This is a genomic window from Streptomyces muensis, from assembly GCF_021474425.1.
Classification (GTDB): Bacteria; Actinomycetota; Actinomycetes; order Streptomycetales; family Streptomycetaceae; genus Streptomyces; species Streptomyces muensis.
The window spans coordinates 1-17,735 of the sequence record NZ_JAKEIP010000052.1 but is presented as its reverse complement, the minus strand read 5'-3'; the positions used below and the strand labels follow the sequence as shown (position 1 = coordinate 17,735).

Below are 17,735 nucleotides of genomic sequence, written 5' to 3'. Positions count from 1 at the left end.
GCTTCCTTGGAGCACCTCGCGCGAGTCCCCGTGCGCCGTCCTCCCCATCGGCCTGACGACCGGCCACACCGCCCGGACCACCGGGCGGAACCGTGGCCCGACTCCCCACACCGGGAGGCGAAGCGCCTCCCGGCTCCCGAAAGGAACACCGACCTGTCATGACCAACCCCTTCGAGAACCCCGACGGCACCTACCGGGTCCTGGCCAACGACGAGGGCCAGCACTCGCTGTGGCCCGACTTCACCGCCGTACCCGCCGGCTGGACCACCGTCTTCGGCCCGGACAGCCGCACCGCCTGCCTGGAGTACATCGAACGCGAGTGGACCGACCTGCGCCCCAAAAGCCTCGTCCGGGCCAATGGGGGTGCCCCCGCGCGAGCCGAGCGAAGCCGGTTCGAGCGTGGGGGAGAGTGACGCGGACGCGACGGAGAGAAGGGAACACGCACGTGAGCAGCGTCGACATGACGCAGGCACCGTACGCCCCGGCGAGCACCGACGGCACGGTGCGGTACGGCGCCCACACCCTGGCCCGGCTCGGCCATGTGGCGGCGGAAGTGCTGGACCAGGCGGGTGAGCGGGTCGACGACCCGGCATGGGTGGCCCTCGCCCGGCGCGCCTGGGAGGACGCCCCCGCCGAAATACGACGCACCGTGCGGGAGTTCCGCAGGCATTCGGGCCCCGACGGCGCCCTCGTACTCCGGAGGCTCCCCATCGGCGCCGCGCACCTGCCGCCGACCCCGATGGCGAAGGGCTCGGTCCAGCACACCCCGTCCCTCGCGGCGGCGATGCTGCTGCTGTTCGCGGCCGGGCTCGGAGACCCGGCCGCGTTCGCGGCGGAGAAGTCCGGCGCCCTCGTCCAGGACGTCGTGCCGGTGCCCGGTCAGGAGGCGGTCCAGGGCAACGTCGGCTCGGTCGAACTCACCTTCCACACCGAGAACGCCTTCCACCCCCACCGCCCCGACTACGTCATGCTGCTGTGCCTGCGCCCCGACCACGAGGGCACGGCCGAACTGCGTACCAGCTGCGTCCGGCGCGTCCTGCCGCTGCTGACACCCGGCACCCGGGAGGCGCTCGGCAGGCCCGAGTACGTCACCGAGGCGCCGCCGTCCTTCGGCCCGGCCGGCGAGGGCACCGCGCACGCCGTGCTGACCGGCGACCCGGACGACCCCGACTGGTGCTTCGACGAGGCGGCCACCAAGGCCGTGACCTCCGAAGGCCGGGCCGCCCTCGCCGAACTGGCCGAGGTGGCGCACCGCACGTACACCGGGGTGCTGCTGCGCCCCGGCGACCTGGCCGTCGTCGACAACCGCGTCACCCTGCACGGCCGTTCCGCGTTCACCCCGCGCTACGACGGCCGCGACCGCTGGCTCCAGCGGACCTTCGCCTTCAGCGACCTGCGCCGTTCCCGCGACCACCGTCCCGGTGACGGAACGGTGCTGGTCAAGTGACACCTCAAGTGACGTCGGCCCGCGACGCGTTACGACAACCGTTGACATGAAAGGTACGTGCTGACATGACCGAGACCGACCGGACGCCCCTCGCGGTGTTCGAACGTCACGAGTCGAACGTACGCAGCTACTGCCGCGACTTCCCGGTGGTCTTCGAACGAGCCGCCGGACACCATCTGTGGGACACCTCCGGACGCCGCTACGTCGACCTGCTGTGCGGGGCCGGCTCGCTCAACTACGGCCACAACCCGCCCGGGATCGTCGAACGGGTGACGGCCTACCTCACGGCCGGCGGCCCGGTGCAGTCGCTGGACCTGCACACCACGGCCAAGGCCGACTTCCTGGAGCGGTTCACCAGCCTCGTCCTGGAACCGCGCGGGCTCGGCGGCTATGTGATGCAGTTCCCCGGACCGGCCGGAACGCTCGCCGTCGAGGCCGCCCTGAAGCTGGCCCGCAAGGTCACCGGGCGCACCGAGGTGATCGCCTTCACCGGAGGCTTCCACGGCGCGTCCCTCGGGGCCCTCGCCGCCACGACCTCCCCGCTGCTGCGGGGCGCGGCGGGCGTACCTCTGACCGATGTCACGATCCTTCCGTACGGCGACACGGCCGAGCCTGATCCGTTCGCCGCCCTGGAACACGCCCTCGGCCCGAGCGCGGCGACGCCCCGGCCCGCCGCGATCCTGCTGGAGACGGTCCAGGGCGAGGGCGGACTGCACACCGCTCCCCGCGCGTGGCTCGCCCGGATCCGTGAACTCGCCGACACCACCGGCACGTTGGTCATCGTGGACGACATCCAGGCGGGCTGCGGACGCACCGGTACCTTCTTCAGCTTCGAGGACGCCCCTGAACTCCGCCCCGACCTGGTCTGCCTGTCGAAGTCCCTCAGCGGAATGGGGCTGCCGATGGCGGCGCTGCTGATCCGGCGCGAGATCGACCGTTGGGCCCCCGGCGAGCACAACGGCACCTTCCGTGGCCTGGGCCTCGCCTTCGTAGCGGGCTCCGCGGCACTGGACCACTGGACCGACCCGAACTTCACCGATCACACCGCCGATCTGACCGCCGCGATCCGCACCAGCCTCGCGAGCATCACCGACGCCCTCCCGGCGGGTGCCGCCGAAGTCGTCGGCAAGGGAGCGATGAGCGGACTGAGATTCCCCGACCCCGGGACAGCGGAGCGGATACGGGAGGCGTTGTTCCGCACCGGCATCGTCGCCGAGACCTCGGGATCAGGGCATGTACTGAAGCTCCTGCCACCCCTGACGATCCCCCTCACCGAGTGGAAGGAAGTGGGGGACACCTTGGGCGACACCGTCCATGCGCTCGCTACGGCGTAGCCGCCCGACGCCTCGGGGACGAGCCACGTCGAGCGTCGGCGGCCGCCCCCGGGGCCGGCATGGCGAGGAGCGCGTCGGCTCGGCGCCGTGCGAGGAGAGGATGACCTGGGCCAATCCCGTGAACGGATCATGGGCGGTGCGCTGGTGCCGACGTCCGTCCTGGTCGCGGTGGCGGCGGCGCTCGGACAGCAGTCGCGACAGCCACGCCGGAGGCCGAGCGCCGCCCCGTCCCGACGACGGTGGCGGCGCTCGGGAACGAATGAGGCTGCGACCGCTACCAGGCGAAGGCCTCCGGAGAGGGTCCGGGTCCCGGGAAGATCTCGTCCAGCCCGGCCAGCAGTTCCTCGCTCAGCTCCAACTCGACGGCACGCAGGGCGGATTCGAGCTGCTCCGCCGTGCGCGGGCCGACGATCGGGCCGGTCACGCCGGGGCGGGTGAGCAGCCAGGCCAGGGCGGCCTCGCCGGGCTCCAGGCCGTGCTTGTCGAGCAGGTCCTCGTACGCCTGGATCTTCGCGCGTACCTCAGGGCCGGACAAATTCCCCGCGGCCAGCCCCTCGCCGCGCCGACCGCCCTCGATCTCCTTCTTCAGTACGCCGCCGAGGGCGCCGCCGTGCAGCGGCGAGAACGGGATGACACCGAGGCCGTACTCCTGCGCGGCCGGTATGACCTCCATCTCGGCGCGGCGCTCGTAGAGGTTGTAGAGGCACTGCTCGCTGACCAGGCCGATGGTGCCGCCGCGCCGGGCGGCGACCTCGTTGGCCTGGGCGATCTTGTAGCCCGGGAAGTTGGACGACCCGGCGTAGAGGATCTTCCCCTGCTGGACCAGTACGTCGATCGCCTGCCAGATCTCCTCGAACGGGGTGTCCCGGTCGATGTGGTGGAACTGGTAGACGTCGATGTAGTCGGTCTTCAGCCGCGTGAGCGAGGCGTCGACTGCCCGCCGGATGTTCACGGCCGACAGCTTGTCGTGGTTGGGCCACGCCGCGCCGTCCGCGCCCATGTTGCCGTAGACCTTGGTGGCGAGGACGACCTTGTCGCGCCGCTCGCCGCCCTTCGCGAACCAGTTGCCGATGATGCTTTCGGTACGGCCCTTGTTCTCGCCCCAGCCGTAGACGTTCGCCGTGTCGAAGAAGTTGATGCCCGCGTCCAGCGCCGCGTCCATGATCGCGTGGCTGTCGGCCTTGTCAGTGTGCGGACCGAAGTTCATGGTGCCGAGGACGAGTCGGCTGACCTTGAGTCCCGTGCGTCCGAGCTGCGTGTACTTCATGGTCCGCACGCTAGTCGCGTGAAGTGTGTTTTAGGTAAGTGTGCAAGTCCGCGCCCGAAGCCACACGCCGAACCACGCAACCGACGCCACTGTCAAGTCCTCCGATGCGCCCTTCATGGTGATCGTCAGGTCCATCTGTGCCCCCCCGTGACCAGGGATCCCCGCGCGGTGGACAGGGTCGGGCTGACTGACGCGCTGTCCTCGGCGCCGGTGCAGTGGGACTTTCACCCGGTCCACGACCGCGGCAGCGTGCGACCCGGGTTGAACTGACGGTGCGGTATGCGTGTGGAGGTGCCTCGAGCGGCACGGTACCGGGGCCGCCTGGTGGAACCGACGAGCCGCCCGCAGTCCCCACCGCAAGCGTCAACTTGTCCGCGCGTTCCCGACCAAGGTCGAACTGCGTGCCGGCCCCGCACCTGCACCCGGTGCCTGGACGACGACGGGATCGTCCTGCACTGGAAGGCCTGGCAGAACCCGCCGGACGGCATCAGTCTCGAAGAAGCGCCGTGATGCCCTCATTGCACCGCACCCGTATCACGTACCAAGGTGGGTGCCTCAGGGCGTGATCGTCGGCGTGGGACCCCTACCGGCCCCCGGTGGTGACTGCTTCGCAGTGATCGCAGACCCAGGGATCTTCGCCGGGCCGCCGAAGTATCCGTCTCGCCGAACTCGCGGGCACGGCGCGGATGTCCGCAGGTGCCGCACGGTCAGGGCAGCGGCTCCTCGACCGCGACCGCCACGAGGGTGTCCAGCAGGCTGGCGATGTCGGGAGCAGCGGTCATGTCGTACAGGCCGGAGCCGTCCATGAGAGCAACGCAGGGCCGCCGGGATGCCGGGCGGCCAGGCTCCACCAACCGGCGGTCACCTGGATGACCTGCGTCGTGGCGGGGCGAGTGGTCGGGGGCCATGCCGCTCAGACACGTACCGTGCCGGGCGCCAGGCCGCTGGCCGGCGAACTCGGAGGCGATCTCGCCGAGTTCGCGCAGCATGCCACACATGACGGGATGCTCAAGGTCGGGACTGGCGGCGAGGTCGACCAGGCGGACGGGGGCCAGATCGGGATCGGTGATGCCGCCGTTGTACTCGTCCATCAGGTGCGACTCGATGTGGTCCCGGTGGGCGCGCCACTGGTACAGCTCGTCCACCATCTGGTTCATCCGGACGCCACGAAGGGCTGCCAGGTCGGCCGGCTCGGCATCGGAGGTTCGAGGAGGCGGGGGTTCGGTCATGCTGTCCAGAGTGGCACCCGCAGGTCGCCCTGGACTACAACTCCCGGGGATGCTCGGGTGTCTGACGCTGCGCTGCTCTCGATGACCGTTCCCCTCGCCCGTGCCGGGTGACGACGGCTCTGCTGCCGCATCAGCTTGTTTTTTATGGTTTGCGGGCTTTGGGCTGATTACGTTCAGCGATGCTTTCGGGGCGCCTGGTCGATTTGCCCACGTCGTAACGGGTGGCGGGTCGCCGGTTCTTCGAGCCAAGTGGGCGTCCTGGGCCGGGAGTTGAGGGTTTGGGCGCACGGGCCGGACTGTGCAGGTGAGGGCGGAGGTTCCTGAACCCCCGGCGGACGCGGGCAGGGGTGAGCCGTGCGGGCTCGGCCGGCTTCTCCCAGGGGCGGCGGAGATCGGCCGCGGCCTTGCGGGTGAGCCGGAGCTGGGTATGCGCCGCGATCACGAGCCACGTCCACCGGTCCGCGGTCTCGGGACTACGGAGCCTGGGACGGGTCCAGCCGAGCGTCTGCTTCACAAAACGGAAAGTATGTTCAAGATCGAAACGCCTCAAGAACGCTTGCCACCGCAGGTCGACGTCCTCGCTGGTCATGCCGGTCTTGGAGGACCACAGCCAGACGGGCAGCGGGTCACCTCCGCCGGGCAGATGGTCCACCTGGAGGCGGATGAGGGTGCCCTCGATGATGGGGAGTTCGCCGTCGTGGTCGATCCACGCGCTGCGGGTGGTGAGCCGGGGGTGGATGCGGTCCCAGGCCATGGCCTGGGCGGTGCCGTAGCGGTCGGTGACCTGCACTGTCTCCGCGTCGGGTTCGCCCCAGGTGCCGGGCCTGGCGAAGCGGAACTCCTTGCCGTGCTTCGGCGGACGCCCGCCCTGGGGATAGGCCAGGGCGTACTCCTTGAGTGAGGGTGCCGGCCGTCGCATGACACGGTCCGCACGCATCCGGCCCAGCACCTCGACGGGCAGGCCGTCGACGAGGCAGGCCATGCGCGGGGCGTCGTAGCCGGCGTCGAAGACGACCAGGATGTCCGGGTCGCCGTCCTCCCACTGGCCCTGGCCGATCAAGTCGTTCACGACGCGGTGGACCTGCCGGGCGGTGACCTCGGCGACATCATCGTCGGGGCCGAGGCGGACCGCGTCCAGCAGCTGGCACCACGAGGTGCGGCCCGTCTCCAGCGCGGCGACGAACGAGTACGGCCAGCCGGGAACGAACTGGTCGCTGGAGCGTCCCGAGCGTCCGTAGACGTGGCAGAACAGACGGTCCGGGCTGGTCGGCGCGTCCGGACGCAGCCACGGCGAGACATCGACGGCCAGGACCAGGCGCCCGTCGGCGGCCTTGGGCTGCGGCAGCACGGCCAGTGCCTTGCGCAGCCTGTCCGCGTCGATGCGGCCCTGGTTGAGCGCGTCGTACAACGCGCCGTGCCCACGCCGGTGTTCAGCCAGCAGCGTCAGGCCGACCGGCGAGGTCACCGGCCCGTTCTCGCAGAGCATCGCGTCCGTGACTTCGAACAACGTGTCACCGCGCCGGGTCAGGCATTCGTAGAAGTCCTCCCGAAAGTGGGACGTGAAGTCGAATGCGTCGCGTTGGGCATCGTGGTGCAGCAGACTCACCCCTGCGGCCTTCGTATGAGTGCGGTTCTGTGACGGAACGCATGCTCATGCGGGGGCCGTCCGCCTGTCCGGCGAATGCCCAGGTGATCGGCCTAGTTCGAGGAGCATTTCGACTCATCGGTAGCCTGCATCACCATGATGCGCGCTTGGATCTTGCCGATGCTGCTTGTACTCAGCGGCTCAGCCGTCGCGGCTGGGCAGATCTTCAAGGGGAGCCCCGGCACAGCCGCAGCACTCCTACTGGCGTTCCTGGCGCTCGCCGGCGTGAACTCACCCCTGATCTTCCCGAGGTCGACCGGTGCGCAGGAGGCACAGCTCCGCAGCGCGGTCGACGGCCGACCGGTCGTCTTCTGGCGGCCGGGCTGCAAGTACTGCATACGACTGCGCATCCGGCTGGGCCGCAGCGCCCGCCAGTTGCACTGGGTCAACATCTGGCGCGACCCGGCAGGAGCCGCAGCGGTGAGAGCAGTCAACGACGGCAACGAGACCGTGCCGACCGCCGTCGTGATGGGCCAGCCACACACCAACCCCGATCCCGGATGGGTGCGCGAGCAGGTCTCCCCTTCCACGTGATCAGAAACCGCGCCCTACGGAGAGGCACCCGCAGACACAAGCGCACAGAGGTTAAAAGACAAGCTCAGCTCCGGTGCCTGCCCGCGGTCCCTAGTGCTTGCGGTAGCCGGATGCGGACGGGGCCAGGGCCATGTCCAGCAGGGTGTCGATGGTCTGGCCGTCGAGGCCGCTGTCCAGGTGGAAGGACCGGCGGAGCAGGCTGCCGACCTGGGCGGGAGCAAGGCCCAGGCGCACGCGGGCCTTGAGGCAGATCGCCCCGAGGAGGTTCGCGCTGTCGCCGGGCCGGTGCCGGAGGTACCAGGTGAGCAGCTTCACCGTGCCGCCGGACAGGTCGGACAGAGCGATGTCCTCCTGGGTTTCGCCCTCGCTGCTGTTTCGTCCGGCGTCTTCGGCCAGGCGGCCGAGGATGGCCTCGACCAGCACGTCACGTACGGGGCCGTGAGGGACGAGGCCTTGGTTGCTGCCGTACATGAGGGCGGCTGCCGCGTCCCACGCGAGATCGTCGGTGGCGCTCTGCGCGGGGTCGCCCTTCATGTAGGGCGCTCGTCGTTTGCCGCCGCTGTGGCGTTGTTCGGTCAAGGTTTCGTGGAAGACGCGGCGCAGCCGGTTGTGGTCGGCCACGAGGCCGGCGGGCTGGGCGGTGTCGTACACGGTGGTCGACGACAGCAGGGCTGCGGGGCCGTTGTTGCGGCGGTAGTTCTCGGCCCAGTCCTGTGCGACCGGCACGGACCACCGCATGCTGCCGCCGGTCTCGTCCTGTGGTTCGGGCAGTTCGTTGCGCCCTGTCAGGAGCTGGGCGAGGTCGCGGAGGCCGTCACGGCGCGCTCGGCGCCAACCCGCGGAAGGGCGCCTCGCTCGGGGGCGTGTCGAAGGAGCTCGCGGACGTCATCGTGACGGCCGCGGTCGCCCTGGACACCGTGAGCGGAGATGGCGCGGCCGTCGTGGATCACCAGCTCCAGGGACGCGTGGAGGAGGAGACCAGGGCCGCCGGGGAGACCCGGCTCCTCCAGGTCCTCGCGATCAACGGGGACCTGGGCGAGATCGCCATCGCCGTGTGCGGGGCACTGGGCACGGGCCCGCACGGTGAGTCAGCCGAGGTGACGCACCAGTGGGAGGACGTGGAGATGCGCCTCGGCCGGCTCATCCTCACGGCCGCGGCACTGGACGACGTCACCGGGTGCTGCCTGGGACACGGCGTCATCCGCTACTTTGCGGACGCACACGTCCTGGTGGGGTGTCTCCCGCCTCCCCGGTGGGAGATGACTGGGAGACGAGTGGGAGATGATCATGGCGTGGTGCTGCAATCAGGCGCTAGGAAATGCTGGATGGCGCTACCTGTGTGGCCCTGGTTCAGCCGCCGGATTCGCCCGCGTGCGGGCTCAGCGCACCCATGCTGACCAGCACAATCACCGCCACACCGAGGATCACGCGGTAGTAGACGAACGGCATGAACGATTTGGTACTGATGAACTTCATGAACCACGCGATGACCGCGTAACCGGTCGCGAAGGCGATCACCGTGGCGAAGATCGTCGGACCCCAGGAGACATGGTCGCTCTCCATCGCGTCCTTCAGCTCGAAGAGGCCGGAGGCGAGGACGGCGGGGATCGCGAGGAGGAAGGAGTAGCGGGCCGCGGACTCGCGTGTGTAGCCCATGAAGAGGCCGCCGCTGATGGTGGCGCCGGAGCGGGAGACTCCGGGGATGAGCGCCGCGGACTGGCACAGGCCGAAGATCAGGCCGTCCTTCACGTTCAGGGACTCGAGCCCCTTGCGCTGCTTGGCGGCGCGGTGCCGACCGCCCGACTCGTCGCGTGCGGCCAGCCGGTCGGCGACGCCGATGACGATGCCGACGACGATCAGCATGGTCGCCGTGATGCGCAGATCGCGGAACGGGCCCTCGATCTGGTCCTTGAGCGTCAGGCCGAGCACACCGATCGGGATCGAGCCGACGATCACCAGCCAGCCCATCTGGGCGTCGTGGTCGCGCCGCATCTCCTTGTTCGTCAGTGACTTCAGCCACGCCGCGATGATCCGCCCGATGTCCTTGCGGAAGTAGATCAGTACCGCGGTCTCCGTGCCGATCTGGGTGATCGCCGTGAAGGCCGCGCCCGGGTCCTCCCAGCCCGAGAACGCCGCGGTCAGCCGCAGATGCGCGCTGGAGGACACGGGGAGGAACTCGGTCAGCCCCTGGACGAGTCCGAGGATGAGGGATTCAAACCAAGACATGAAGTTACGGAGTCCAAGTGCTGATCGTGACAAGGGGACAAGGGATGACGGAGGACACCGCGTCGGCGGCACAGTGATCGCGGGTGTCGAGGGGCAGCGTAGCGCCCTCCGATGAAGGCTCCGCCACAGGGGCCTCGGCAGCCGATCGCCCGCCTCGGCCGAACCGGTGTTGACCTGCGGTGGGGCCGCCGCTTACGTTGCTCCGGGCCGAAAGCGCTTGCTATCGCGTCCCTCAGTAACTCGTCGTTGGCGCTCCGGAGGAGTCCCACATCCATGGCTGCATCCGAGATCGCCCCGCTCACCGGCCGCCGCATCAGGGTCGCGGTGATCGGTACGGGCGCCATCGCACGCGACTCCCACCTGCCCGCGCTCGCCAGGCTCGCGGAGGAGGGCGAGACGACGCTGGTCGCGGCCGTCGACATCGACGCGTCGTCGGCCGGGTCCTTCTGCGCGGAGGCGGCCCCGGCCGCGGCCGGGACCGAGGCACCCCGCCCCTACACCGATCTGGACCGGATGCTCCAGGAGCAGCGGCCCGACCTGGTCGTCATCTGCACCCCGCCGACGCTGCACCGCGAGCAGACCGTCGCCGCCCTGCGCGCCGGCGCCTGGGTGTGGTGCGAGAAGCCGCCGGTGCCGAGTCTCGCGGACTTCGACGCCGTGGAGGCGGAGGAGGGCAAGGAGGGCGGCCCGTACGCCTCGATCGTCTTCCAGCACCGCTTCGGCTCGGGCACCCGGCACGTACGGCGTCTGCTGGCCGAGCGGGCCATGGGCCGTCCGCTCGTCGCGCACTGCCAGACCACCTGGTACCGGGACACCGCCTACTACGCCGTGCCCTGGCGCGGCCGCTGGGCGACCGAGGGCGGCGGCCCCGCGATGGGGCACGGGATCCACCAGATGGATCTGCTGCTCGACCTGCTCGGACCGTGGAGCGAGGTGCGCGCCATGGCCGGCCGGCTGGTGCACGACGTCGAGACGGAGGACGTGTCGACGGCCCTCGTCCGCTTTGCGAACGGTGCGATGGCGACCGTCGTGAACAGTGTGCTGAGCCCCGACGAGGTCAGCCGCATCCGCATCGACTGCGAGCGCGCGACCGTGGAACTGACCCATCTGTACGGGCACCGCAACGACGACTGGCGCATCACGCCGGCCCGGGACGTGCCGGACGCCGAGGCCGCTGCCTGGCAGGACTTCGGAGCGGACCTGCCCAGTTCGCATCTGGAGCAGCTGCGGGAGCTGGTCGCGAGCATGCGCGCGGGGGAGCGGCCGCGCAGCAGCGGCGCGGACGGGCGTACGAGCCTTGAGCTGATCGCCGCGCTGTACAAGTCGGCGTTCACGGACGCGACGGTCCGGGCGGGGGAGATCGGCCCGGGTGATCCCTTCCATGCGGCGATGCACGGGGGTGCGCCCGGCTGGGCGCCTGTCCTGGCCGAGCGGGTCGTGCCGGGCGGGGAAGCCGTCGTATGAGCGGGCTGCGTATCGTCCACGCGCACGGCGACCGCGTCACGGTGACCGTTGCGGCCACCGGCGTCGAACTGCTGGCCTACGTCTACCGGCCGGAGGCCGCCTGGGAGGCCCCGAAGCCGTACGTCCATCCGCTGCGGACCCTCGCCGGCGACGTCGTCACCGACTACCGGCCCAACGACCACCGCTGGCACAAGGGACTGTCGCTGACGGCCTCGCACCTGTCGGGGGCCAACCTGTGGGGCGGCAACAGCTATGTGCACGGGCAGGGGTATCTGGAGCTTCCCGAGCGGGTCGGGTCGATGCGGCACGTCGGGTTCGACGAGGTCTCCTCGGACGGTGACCGGGTCGTCATCGCCGAGCGGCTGACCTGGCACCCCCACGACGGAGAGCTGTGGGCCGACGAGCGGCGCGGGGTCGAGGTGCACGACGTGGAGCCGGGGTCCGGTTCATGGGCGCTGACTTGGACGAGCGCCGTGACGAACCGGCGCGCCGAGCCGCTGCGGTTCGGCAGCCCCACCACCGCCGGGCGCGGCATGGCGGGGTACACGGGCCTGTTCTGGCGCGGCCCGCGCGCTTTCCAGGGCGGCCGGATCATCGCCCCGGACGCCGAGGGGCCGGGCCTGATGGGCGAGCAGGCGCCCTGGCTGGCCTACTCCGGCGAGCACGATGGCACCGACGGCCACGCGACCCTCGTCTTCGCGCACGCCCCCGAGAACGACCACGCCGGCGACCGGGGCGCCCACCCCGCCCACTGGTTCGTACGCAACGAGCCCTTCGCGGGCGTCGCCCCGTCCTGGGCGTTCCACGACGAGCTGGAACTGGCGCCCGGCGACACCCTCACGCGGCGCTACCGGGTCGTCGTGGCCGACGGGGCGTGGGAGAGGGACGAGATCGAGAAGTACCTGGAGACGCATCCCTGGTGAGCGCGGCCCCAGGGACGCGGATCATGCGGCCGTCGGGCCCGACACCGACCAGCCGGGCACCTGGGGATGAGCCCTGAGGTCCTCGTGGCGCACCGGGTCGCCGCAGGTGCGGCAGGTGACGACCGGGACCAGCTCGTTGCCGCAGACGTGCTCGATGACCATCGGCCGGTTGTCGTCGTCGCGCAGATGACGGTCGCCCCACGCCATGAGGGTCATCAGCACCGGCTCCAGCTCCAGGCCGGCCTGGGTCGGCTTGTACTCGAACCGCTGCGGGCGCTCGCTGTAGGCGCGCTTGGTGAGGATGCCGGCGTCGACCAGACGGCGCAGCCGGGTGGCCAGGATGTCGCGCGGGGCGCCGATGTTGCGCACGAGCTGGTCGAAGCGGCCGTTGCCGAGGCACACCTCGCGCAGGACGAGCAGGGAGTACTTCTCGCCGACGAGCGCCAGGGCGTCGGCGATGGAACAGGGGCGCGGGTCTTTGGTGGCGGCCATGCCGCTCAGTCTAGAGGGCGGGTTCGACTTTCCAACCTGATGGGTTTGATTTCCCAACCCACCGGGCTATGGTGAGTTTGGATTTCCTACTCACCGGTAATCGGGAGGCCCGCACCATGCGTGACGCAGTCATCGTCGAAGCCGTACGCACCCCCGTCGGGAAGGGCAAGCCGAACGGCTCCCTGGCGCACGTCCACCCCGTCGAGCTCCTCGCCCACACCCTGCGCAGCCTCGTCGAACGCTCCGGCGTCGACCCGGCGCTGATCGACGACGTCATCGGCGGCACCGTCGACCAGGTCGGCGAGCAGGCCATGAACACCACCCGCTACGCCGCCCTGTCGGCGGGCTTCCCGGAGACGGTCCCGGCGACCACCGTGGACCGTCAGTGCGGCTCCTCCCAGCAGGCCGTGCACTTCGCCGCCCAAGGCGTGATCTCGGGCGCGTACGACCTGGTCGTCGCCTGTGGCGTCGAGTCGATGAGCCGGGTGCCGATGTGGTCGAACGTGCCGCCCGGAAAGGACCCCTTCGGCCCCGGCGTCGCCGAGCGCTATCCCGAGGGGCTCGTCCCGCAGGGCATCAGCGCCGAGCTCATCGCCGCCAAGTGGTCGATCACACGCGAGCAGATGGACGCGTTCGCCGTCTCCTCGCACCACAAGGCGGCCGCCGCCTGGGAGAAGGGCCTGTTCGACGTCGAGGTCGCACCCCTGGAGGGTGTCTCCCGCGACGAGTGCGTACGGCCGGGCAGCACCCCCGAGATCCTCGCCGGCCTCAAGCCCGCCTACCACGACCCGGCCTTCGCCGAGCGCTTCCCGCAGATCGAGTGGAACGTCACCGCGGGCAACGCCAGCCCCATCAACGACGGCGCCTCCGCCGTCCTCGTCACCTCCGGCGAGACCGCCGCACGCCTCGGCCTGCGCCCCCTCGCCCGGCTGCACAGCTTCGCCGTCACCGGCTCCGACCCGGTCCTGATGCTGACCGGCGTGATCCCGGCGACGGAGAAGGTGCTGCGCCGGGCCGGCCTGTCCCTGGGCGACATCGACCTGTTCGAGGTCAACGAGGCGTTCTCCAGCGTGGTGCTGGCCTGGCAGCAGGAGACCGGCGCCGACCTCGCCAAGGTCAATGTGCACGGCGGTGCGATAGCGATCGGCCACCCGCTCGGCGCCAGCGGCACCCGACTGACGACGACCCTGGTGCACGCGATGCGCGAACGCGGCGCCCGCTACGCCCTGCAGACGATGTGCGAGGCGGGCGGCCTGGCCAACGCGATGATCCTGGAGACGGTGTAGCCGGACCCGGCCGGCGCACCCGCGCACCGGACCGGACCGGAGCAGAGGGTGGCGAAACGGTTCAGCGGTCGCGCAGATGGTGCCGCTTCCGCCACGCCACCACCACGCCCGCCAGTGCCGGTACGGCGATGCAGGCCAGCGCGATCAGGAAGGCGGGCGACGTCGGCGCGGAGGCACGGGCGCCGGCGACGACGTACGCGGCGGTGTTCGGGATCGATCCGAGCGCCGTCGCGAGCAGGAACGGGACGTAGCCCATCCGGGAGACCGCGGCGCAGTAGTTCGCGGCCCAGAACGGCACACCGGGGAACAGCCGCACCGCCAGCATCGAACGGAAACCGTGCCTGCTGAACTGGCCGTCCGCAGCCTTCAGCCACCGGCCGCGCAGCAGCGGACGCAGCGCCTCCTGGCCCAGCAGCCGGCCCAGCCCGAAGGCGATCCCCGCGCCCAGCACCGTGCCCGCCAGGGCCGCGCCGATGCCCCATTCGGAGCCGAAGAGGGCGCCCGCCGCGAGGTTCAGCAGCGGCCGCGGCACGAAGGCCACCGTGACCAGGCCGTACGCCACCGCGAACAGCACCACCGCGGCCGAGCCCTCGACCTGGGGCGGCCAGCCGTCCGCCAGGAGCTTCTGCGGCTCGAAGAGCAGCACGGACGACGCGGCCGCCGCGAGCAGGACCACGAGCAGGGACAGCCGCGACCACGGCGAGAGCAGCGTTCTCGTGCAGCGCGCGGCGAAGCCCCCGGGCACGGGAACGGGGACAGGTACGGGTGTGGGTACGGCGGCTGCGAGCTCCGTGGCGGCGGCCCGGGGAGGGGCCGTGGCGGTGCCCCCAGAGCGGGTGGTGGCATCGTCGAGCATTCGGCGACAGTAACCGAGAAAGATGTGTGATCGCCGTATGGTTCGTCTCATGAGCGTCACAGGTGCGGGAACATCAGAAGTTCCGCGCAGTGTTCTGGCCGACACGGTCCTGGACCGGCTCACCGCCACGTACTCCGCCGCCGCGGACCCGGAACGGGCCGCCGCCGCACAGGCGTACATGAAGGACATCGCCCCCTTCCTCGGCATCCCCACACCCGAGCGCCGCGCCCTCTCCCGCACCGTCCTCCAGGGCACACCGCGCCCCGACGAGGCCGACTGCACCGCCGTCGCCCTGCGCTGCTGGCAGCTGCCCGAGCGCGAGTACCACTACTTCGCCGTCGACTATCTGCGCCGGCACGTGGGGCGCTGCTCCTCCGGCTTCCTCCCGGTGACCCGGCGGCTGATCACCACCGTCTCGTGGTGGGACACCGTCGACCTGCTCGCCGTCCACGTCGTCGGCGCACTCGTCGCCGCCGACCCGGAGCTCGGCGCGGACATGGACGCCTGGATCGTCGACGACGACCTGTGGGTCGCCCGTACCGCCCTGCTCCACCAGCTGCGTTTCAAGGAACACACCGACTCCCGGCGCCTCTTCGCCTACTGCCTGCGCCAGTCCGGGCACACCGACTTCTTCATCCGCAAGGCGATCGGCTGGGCCCTGCGCGAGTACGCCAAGACCGACCCGGACGCCGTACGGAACTTCCTCGCGCGGGAGCGGGGGCGGTTCGCGCCGCTGTCGGTGCGCGAGGCGCTGAGGAACGTCGGCGCCTGAAGTCCCGTACCGCGAAGCCCGAAGTCCCGTACCGCGAAAAACCATTCGACGTGGGGCAAAGCGTCGACGATGATCGACGTCATGTTCCGGCACGCCTTCCACTTCGCAGCATCCGCAGTCGCGGATGCGCCGAAGGCTGCCGTTCTGGTCTTCCTGACCGCCGTCGACGGCGCCCGAAGCTGACCCTCCCCGGACAGTCCGGCGGACCCCGCAGGGGGAGGGTCGGCAAGTCCTTGGGGTCCCCCTCTCCTGCTTAGAGACTTCGAGGTACAGCCATGTCCAAGACGGCATACGTGCGCACCAAACCGCATCTGAACATCGGCACGATGGGTCATGTCGACCACGGCAAGACCACGTTGACCGCCGCCATCACCAAGGTCCTCGCCGAGCGCGGCTCCGGCACGTTCGTGCCCTTCGACCGCATCGACCGGGCGCCGGAGGAGGCCGCGCGCGGCATCACCATCAACATCGCGCACGTCGAGTACGAGACCGACACCCGTCACTACGCGCACGTCGACATGCCGGGCCACGCCGACTACGTCAAGAACATGGTCACCGGCGCCGCGCAGCTCGACGGGGCGATCCTCGTCGTCTCCGCGCTCGACGGGATCATGCCGCAGACCGCCGAGCACGTGCTGCTCGCCCGGCAGGTGGGCGTCGACCACGTCGTCGTCGCCCTCAACAAGGCCGACGCGGGCGACGAGGAGCTCGTCGACCTCGTCGAGCTGGAGGTCCGCGACCTGCTCACCGAGCACGGCTACGGCGGCGACGCCGCGCCCGTCGTACGGGTCTCGGGACTGAAGGCCCTGGAAGGGGACCCGAAGTGGACGGCGTCGATCGAGGCGCTGCTCGACGCGGTGGACACCTACGTTCCGATGCCGGAGCGGTATGTGGACGCGCCGTTCCTGCTGTCCGTGGAGAACGTGCTCACCATCACGGGCCGCGGGACCGTCGTCACCGGGGCCGTGGAGCGAGGCACCGTGCGGGTGGGCGACCGGGTCGAAGTGCTCGGCGCCGGGCTGGAGACCGTGGTCACCGGCCTGGAGACGTTCGGCAAGCCGATGGACGAGGCGCAGGCCGGGGACAACGTGGCGCTGTTGCTGCGCGGCGTTCCGCGGGACGCCGTCCGACGGGGGCACGTCGTGGTCGCGCCGGGCAGTGTGGAGCCGGGGCGGCGCTTCACCGCGCAGGTGTATGTGCTGTCCGCGCGCGAGGGCGGCCGTACGACGGCGGTGGTCACCGGGTACCGGCCGCAGTTCTACATCCGTACGGCGGATGTGGTGGGGGACATCGACCTCGGTGCGGTGGGGGTCGCCCGGCCCGGGGAGACGGTCACGATGACCGTCGAGCTGGGGCGGGAGGTTCCACTGGAGCCGGGGCTCGGTTTCGCCATCCGTGAGGGTGGGCGGACTGTTGGGGCAGGCACCGTGACAGCCGTCGTGTGAGGGGGGTTCGGTGAGTGGGGGACTGCGGGCCGTATGCGGCTGGTCGCGCAGTTCCCCGCGCCCCTGAAGGGGCGCTGTCGTCCCCTCGGACACAGAGCCCCGGCACAATGGGGAGGTGAACGACGCCATACCCGTCACCTGCGCCGTCGACTACGGCACCGCCAAACTCATGCCCGACATCGATCGGAAGCGGGCCTGGCTGCTCACCGTCGACGGGGCGCCTCAGTCGTACGTCGACCTCGACGAACCGGAGCACCTGGAGTTCGAGTACGCGCGGCGCCTCGGGCACGTCCTGGACACCGTCGCCGAGGCGGGGCGGGCGCTGGACGTGCTGCATCTCGGAGGTGGGGCGCTCACGCTGCCCCGCTATCTGGCGGCCACCCGGCCCGGCTCGCGGCAGGACGTCGTCGAGGCCGACCGGGGGCTGCTGGAGCTGGTCGTCGAGCATCTGCCGGTTCCGGACGGGGCCGGCATCCGGCTGCACGCCGGGGATGCGCGGGCCTGGCTCGAGTCGGCCCCGGACGACTCGGCCGACGTGCTCGTGACCGACGTCTTCGGCGGTTCCCGGGTGCCCGCGCATCTGGCGTCCGTGGGGTACGCCCGGCAGGCCGAGCGGGTGCTGCGGCGAAGCGGCGTCTATCTGGCCAACCTCGCCGACGCCGCGCCCTTCGCCTTCCTGCGCTCCCAACTCGCCACCTACGCCACGCTGTTCGAGGAACTGGTACTGATCGCCGAACCGGGCGTCCTACGCGGCCGGCGCTTCGGCAATCAGTACCAGTTCCTCGAACAGCGTGGCGTAGGTGGCGAGTTGGGAG

18 protein-coding genes are annotated in these 17,735 nt (G+C 70.6%); 11 read left to right on the top strand and 7 right to left on the bottom strand.

What is annotated here, in order from left to right:
* The first annotated feature begins 158 nt into the window (after positions 1-158).
* The 3 genes from L0P92_RS15665 to L0P92_RS15655 all read left to right on the top strand — a co-directional run bounded on the left by L0P92_RS15665 (position 159) and on the right by L0P92_RS15655 (position 2,781).
* Entirely contained in the window at positions 159-413 is a 255-nt protein-coding gene (locus L0P92_RS15665) for an MbtH family protein (protein ID WP_234763319.1), read from the top strand.
* A 32-nt stretch (positions 414-445) separates the two neighbouring features.
* Entirely contained in the window at positions 446-1,447 is a 1,002-nt protein-coding gene (locus tag L0P92_RS15660; protein ID WP_234763318.1) for a TauD/TfdA family dioxygenase, read from the top strand.
* 65 nt (positions 1,448-1,512) lie between these two features.
* The gene (locus L0P92_RS15655) at positions 1,513-2,781 is read left to right on the top strand and encodes a diaminobutyrate--2-oxoglutarate transaminase (protein WP_234763317.1); all 1,269 of its coding nucleotides are present in this window, start codon (positions 1,513-1,515) and stop codon (positions 2,779-2,781) included.
* Between the two features lie 274 nt (positions 2,782-3,055).
* On the opposite strand, the gene L0P92_RS15650 is transcribed toward L0P92_RS15655, so the two are convergent.
* The 3 genes from L0P92_RS15650 to L0P92_RS15640 all read right to left on the bottom strand — a co-directional run bounded on the left by L0P92_RS15650 (position 3,056) and on the right by L0P92_RS15640 (position 6,883).
* Positions 3,056-4,048 (bottom strand): aldo/keto reductase, encoded by a 993-nt coding sequence (locus L0P92_RS15650; RefSeq protein WP_234763316.1) that lies wholly within the window; start codon positions 4,046-4,048, stop codon positions 3,056-3,058.
* Positions 4,049-4,755: 707 nt separating this feature from the next.
* Complete coding sequence (locus L0P92_RS15645) at positions 4,756-5,277, bottom strand: hypothetical protein (RefSeq protein ID WP_234763315.1); 522 nt, start codon at positions 5,275-5,277, stop codon at positions 4,756-4,758.
* Positions 5,278-5,419: 142 nt separating this feature from the next.
* Complete coding sequence (locus tag L0P92_RS15640; RefSeq protein WP_234763314.1) at positions 5,420-6,883, bottom strand: NF041680 family putative transposase; 1,464 nt, start codon at positions 6,881-6,883, stop codon at positions 5,420-5,422.
* Positions 6,884-7,018: 135 nt separating this feature from the next.
* Between L0P92_RS15640 and L0P92_RS15635 the strand changes: the two genes are divergently transcribed.
* Positions 7,019-7,456, top strand: coding sequence for a glutaredoxin domain-containing protein (locus L0P92_RS15635; protein WP_234763313.1), 438 nt, complete (start codon positions 7,019-7,021; stop codon positions 7,454-7,456).
* Between the two features lie 90 nt (positions 7,457-7,546).
* On the opposite strand, the gene L0P92_RS15630 is transcribed toward L0P92_RS15635, so the two are convergent.
* Positions 7,547-8,182: a hypothetical protein gene (locus L0P92_RS15630; RefSeq protein ID WP_234763312.1), complete on the bottom strand. Its 636-nt coding sequence runs from the start codon at positions 8,180-8,182 to the stop codon at positions 7,547-7,549.
* 137 nt (positions 8,183-8,319) lie between these two features.
* Between L0P92_RS15630 and L0P92_RS15625 the strand changes: the two genes are divergently transcribed.
* The gene (locus tag L0P92_RS15625; RefSeq protein ID WP_234763311.1) at positions 8,320-8,853 is read left to right on the top strand and encodes a hypothetical protein; all 534 of its coding nucleotides are present in this window, start codon (positions 8,320-8,322) and stop codon (positions 8,851-8,853) included.
* Here the strand turns inward: L0P92_RS15625 and L0P92_RS15620 are convergent.
* Positions 8,807-9,682 carry an undecaprenyl-diphosphate phosphatase gene (locus L0P92_RS15620; RefSeq protein WP_234763310.1) on the bottom strand — a complete coding sequence of 292 codons (876 nt, stop codon included), beginning with the start codon at positions 9,680-9,682 and terminating at the stop codon, positions 8,807-8,809. The two genes, L0P92_RS15625 and L0P92_RS15620, sit on opposite strands and share 47 nt — an antisense overlap.
* Before the next feature lie 273 nt (positions 9,683-9,955).
* Between L0P92_RS15620 and L0P92_RS15615 the strand changes: the two genes are divergently transcribed.
* Complete coding sequence (locus tag L0P92_RS15615; protein ID WP_234763309.1) at positions 9,956-11,146, top strand: Gfo/Idh/MocA family protein; 1,191 nt, start codon at positions 9,956-9,958, stop codon at positions 11,144-11,146.
* The gene (locus L0P92_RS15610; protein WP_234763308.1) at positions 11,143-12,069 is read left to right on the top strand and encodes a DUF6807 domain-containing protein; all 927 of its coding nucleotides are present in this window, start codon (positions 11,143-11,145) and stop codon (positions 12,067-12,069) included. The genes L0P92_RS15615 and L0P92_RS15610 overlap by 4 nt, the downstream gene beginning before the upstream one ends.
* A 21-nt stretch (positions 12,070-12,090) precedes the next feature.
* On the opposite strand, the gene L0P92_RS15605 is transcribed toward L0P92_RS15610, so the two are convergent.
* On the bottom strand, positions 12,091-12,561 hold the full coding sequence (locus tag L0P92_RS15605) for a winged helix-turn-helix transcriptional regulator (protein ID WP_234763307.1): 471 nt from the start codon (positions 12,559-12,561) through the stop codon (positions 12,091-12,093).
* A 116-nt stretch (positions 12,562-12,677) separates the two neighbouring features.
* On the opposite strand from L0P92_RS15605, the gene L0P92_RS15600 reads away from it, so the two are divergent.
* Complete coding sequence (locus L0P92_RS15600) at positions 12,678-13,847, top strand: thiolase family protein (protein WP_234763306.1); 1,170 nt, start codon at positions 12,678-12,680, stop codon at positions 13,845-13,847.
* Between the two features lie 61 nt (positions 13,848-13,908).
* On the opposite strand, the gene L0P92_RS15595 is transcribed toward L0P92_RS15600, so the two are convergent.
* Entirely contained in the window at positions 13,909-14,703 is a 795-nt protein-coding gene (locus L0P92_RS15595; protein ID WP_234763305.1) for a TVP38/TMEM64 family protein, read from the bottom strand.
* A gap of 49 nt (positions 14,704-14,752) precedes the next feature.
* On the opposite strand from L0P92_RS15595, the gene L0P92_RS15590 reads away from it, so the two are divergent.
* The 3 genes from L0P92_RS15590 to L0P92_RS15580 all read left to right on the top strand — a co-directional run.
* The gene (locus L0P92_RS15590; RefSeq protein ID WP_234763304.1) at positions 14,753-15,475 is read left to right on the top strand and encodes a DNA alkylation repair protein; all 723 of its coding nucleotides are present in this window, start codon (positions 14,753-14,755) and stop codon (positions 15,473-15,475) included.
* Positions 15,476-15,750: 275 nt separating this feature from the next.
* Entirely contained in the window at positions 15,751-16,920 is a 1,170-nt protein-coding gene (gene tuf / locus L0P92_RS15585; RefSeq protein WP_234763303.1) for an elongation factor Tu, read from the top strand.
* Positions 16,921-17,035: 115 nt separating this feature from the next.
* The coding region (locus L0P92_RS15580; RefSeq protein WP_234763302.1) for a spermidine synthase at positions 17,036-17,735 on the top strand (700 nt) is incomplete at its 3' end.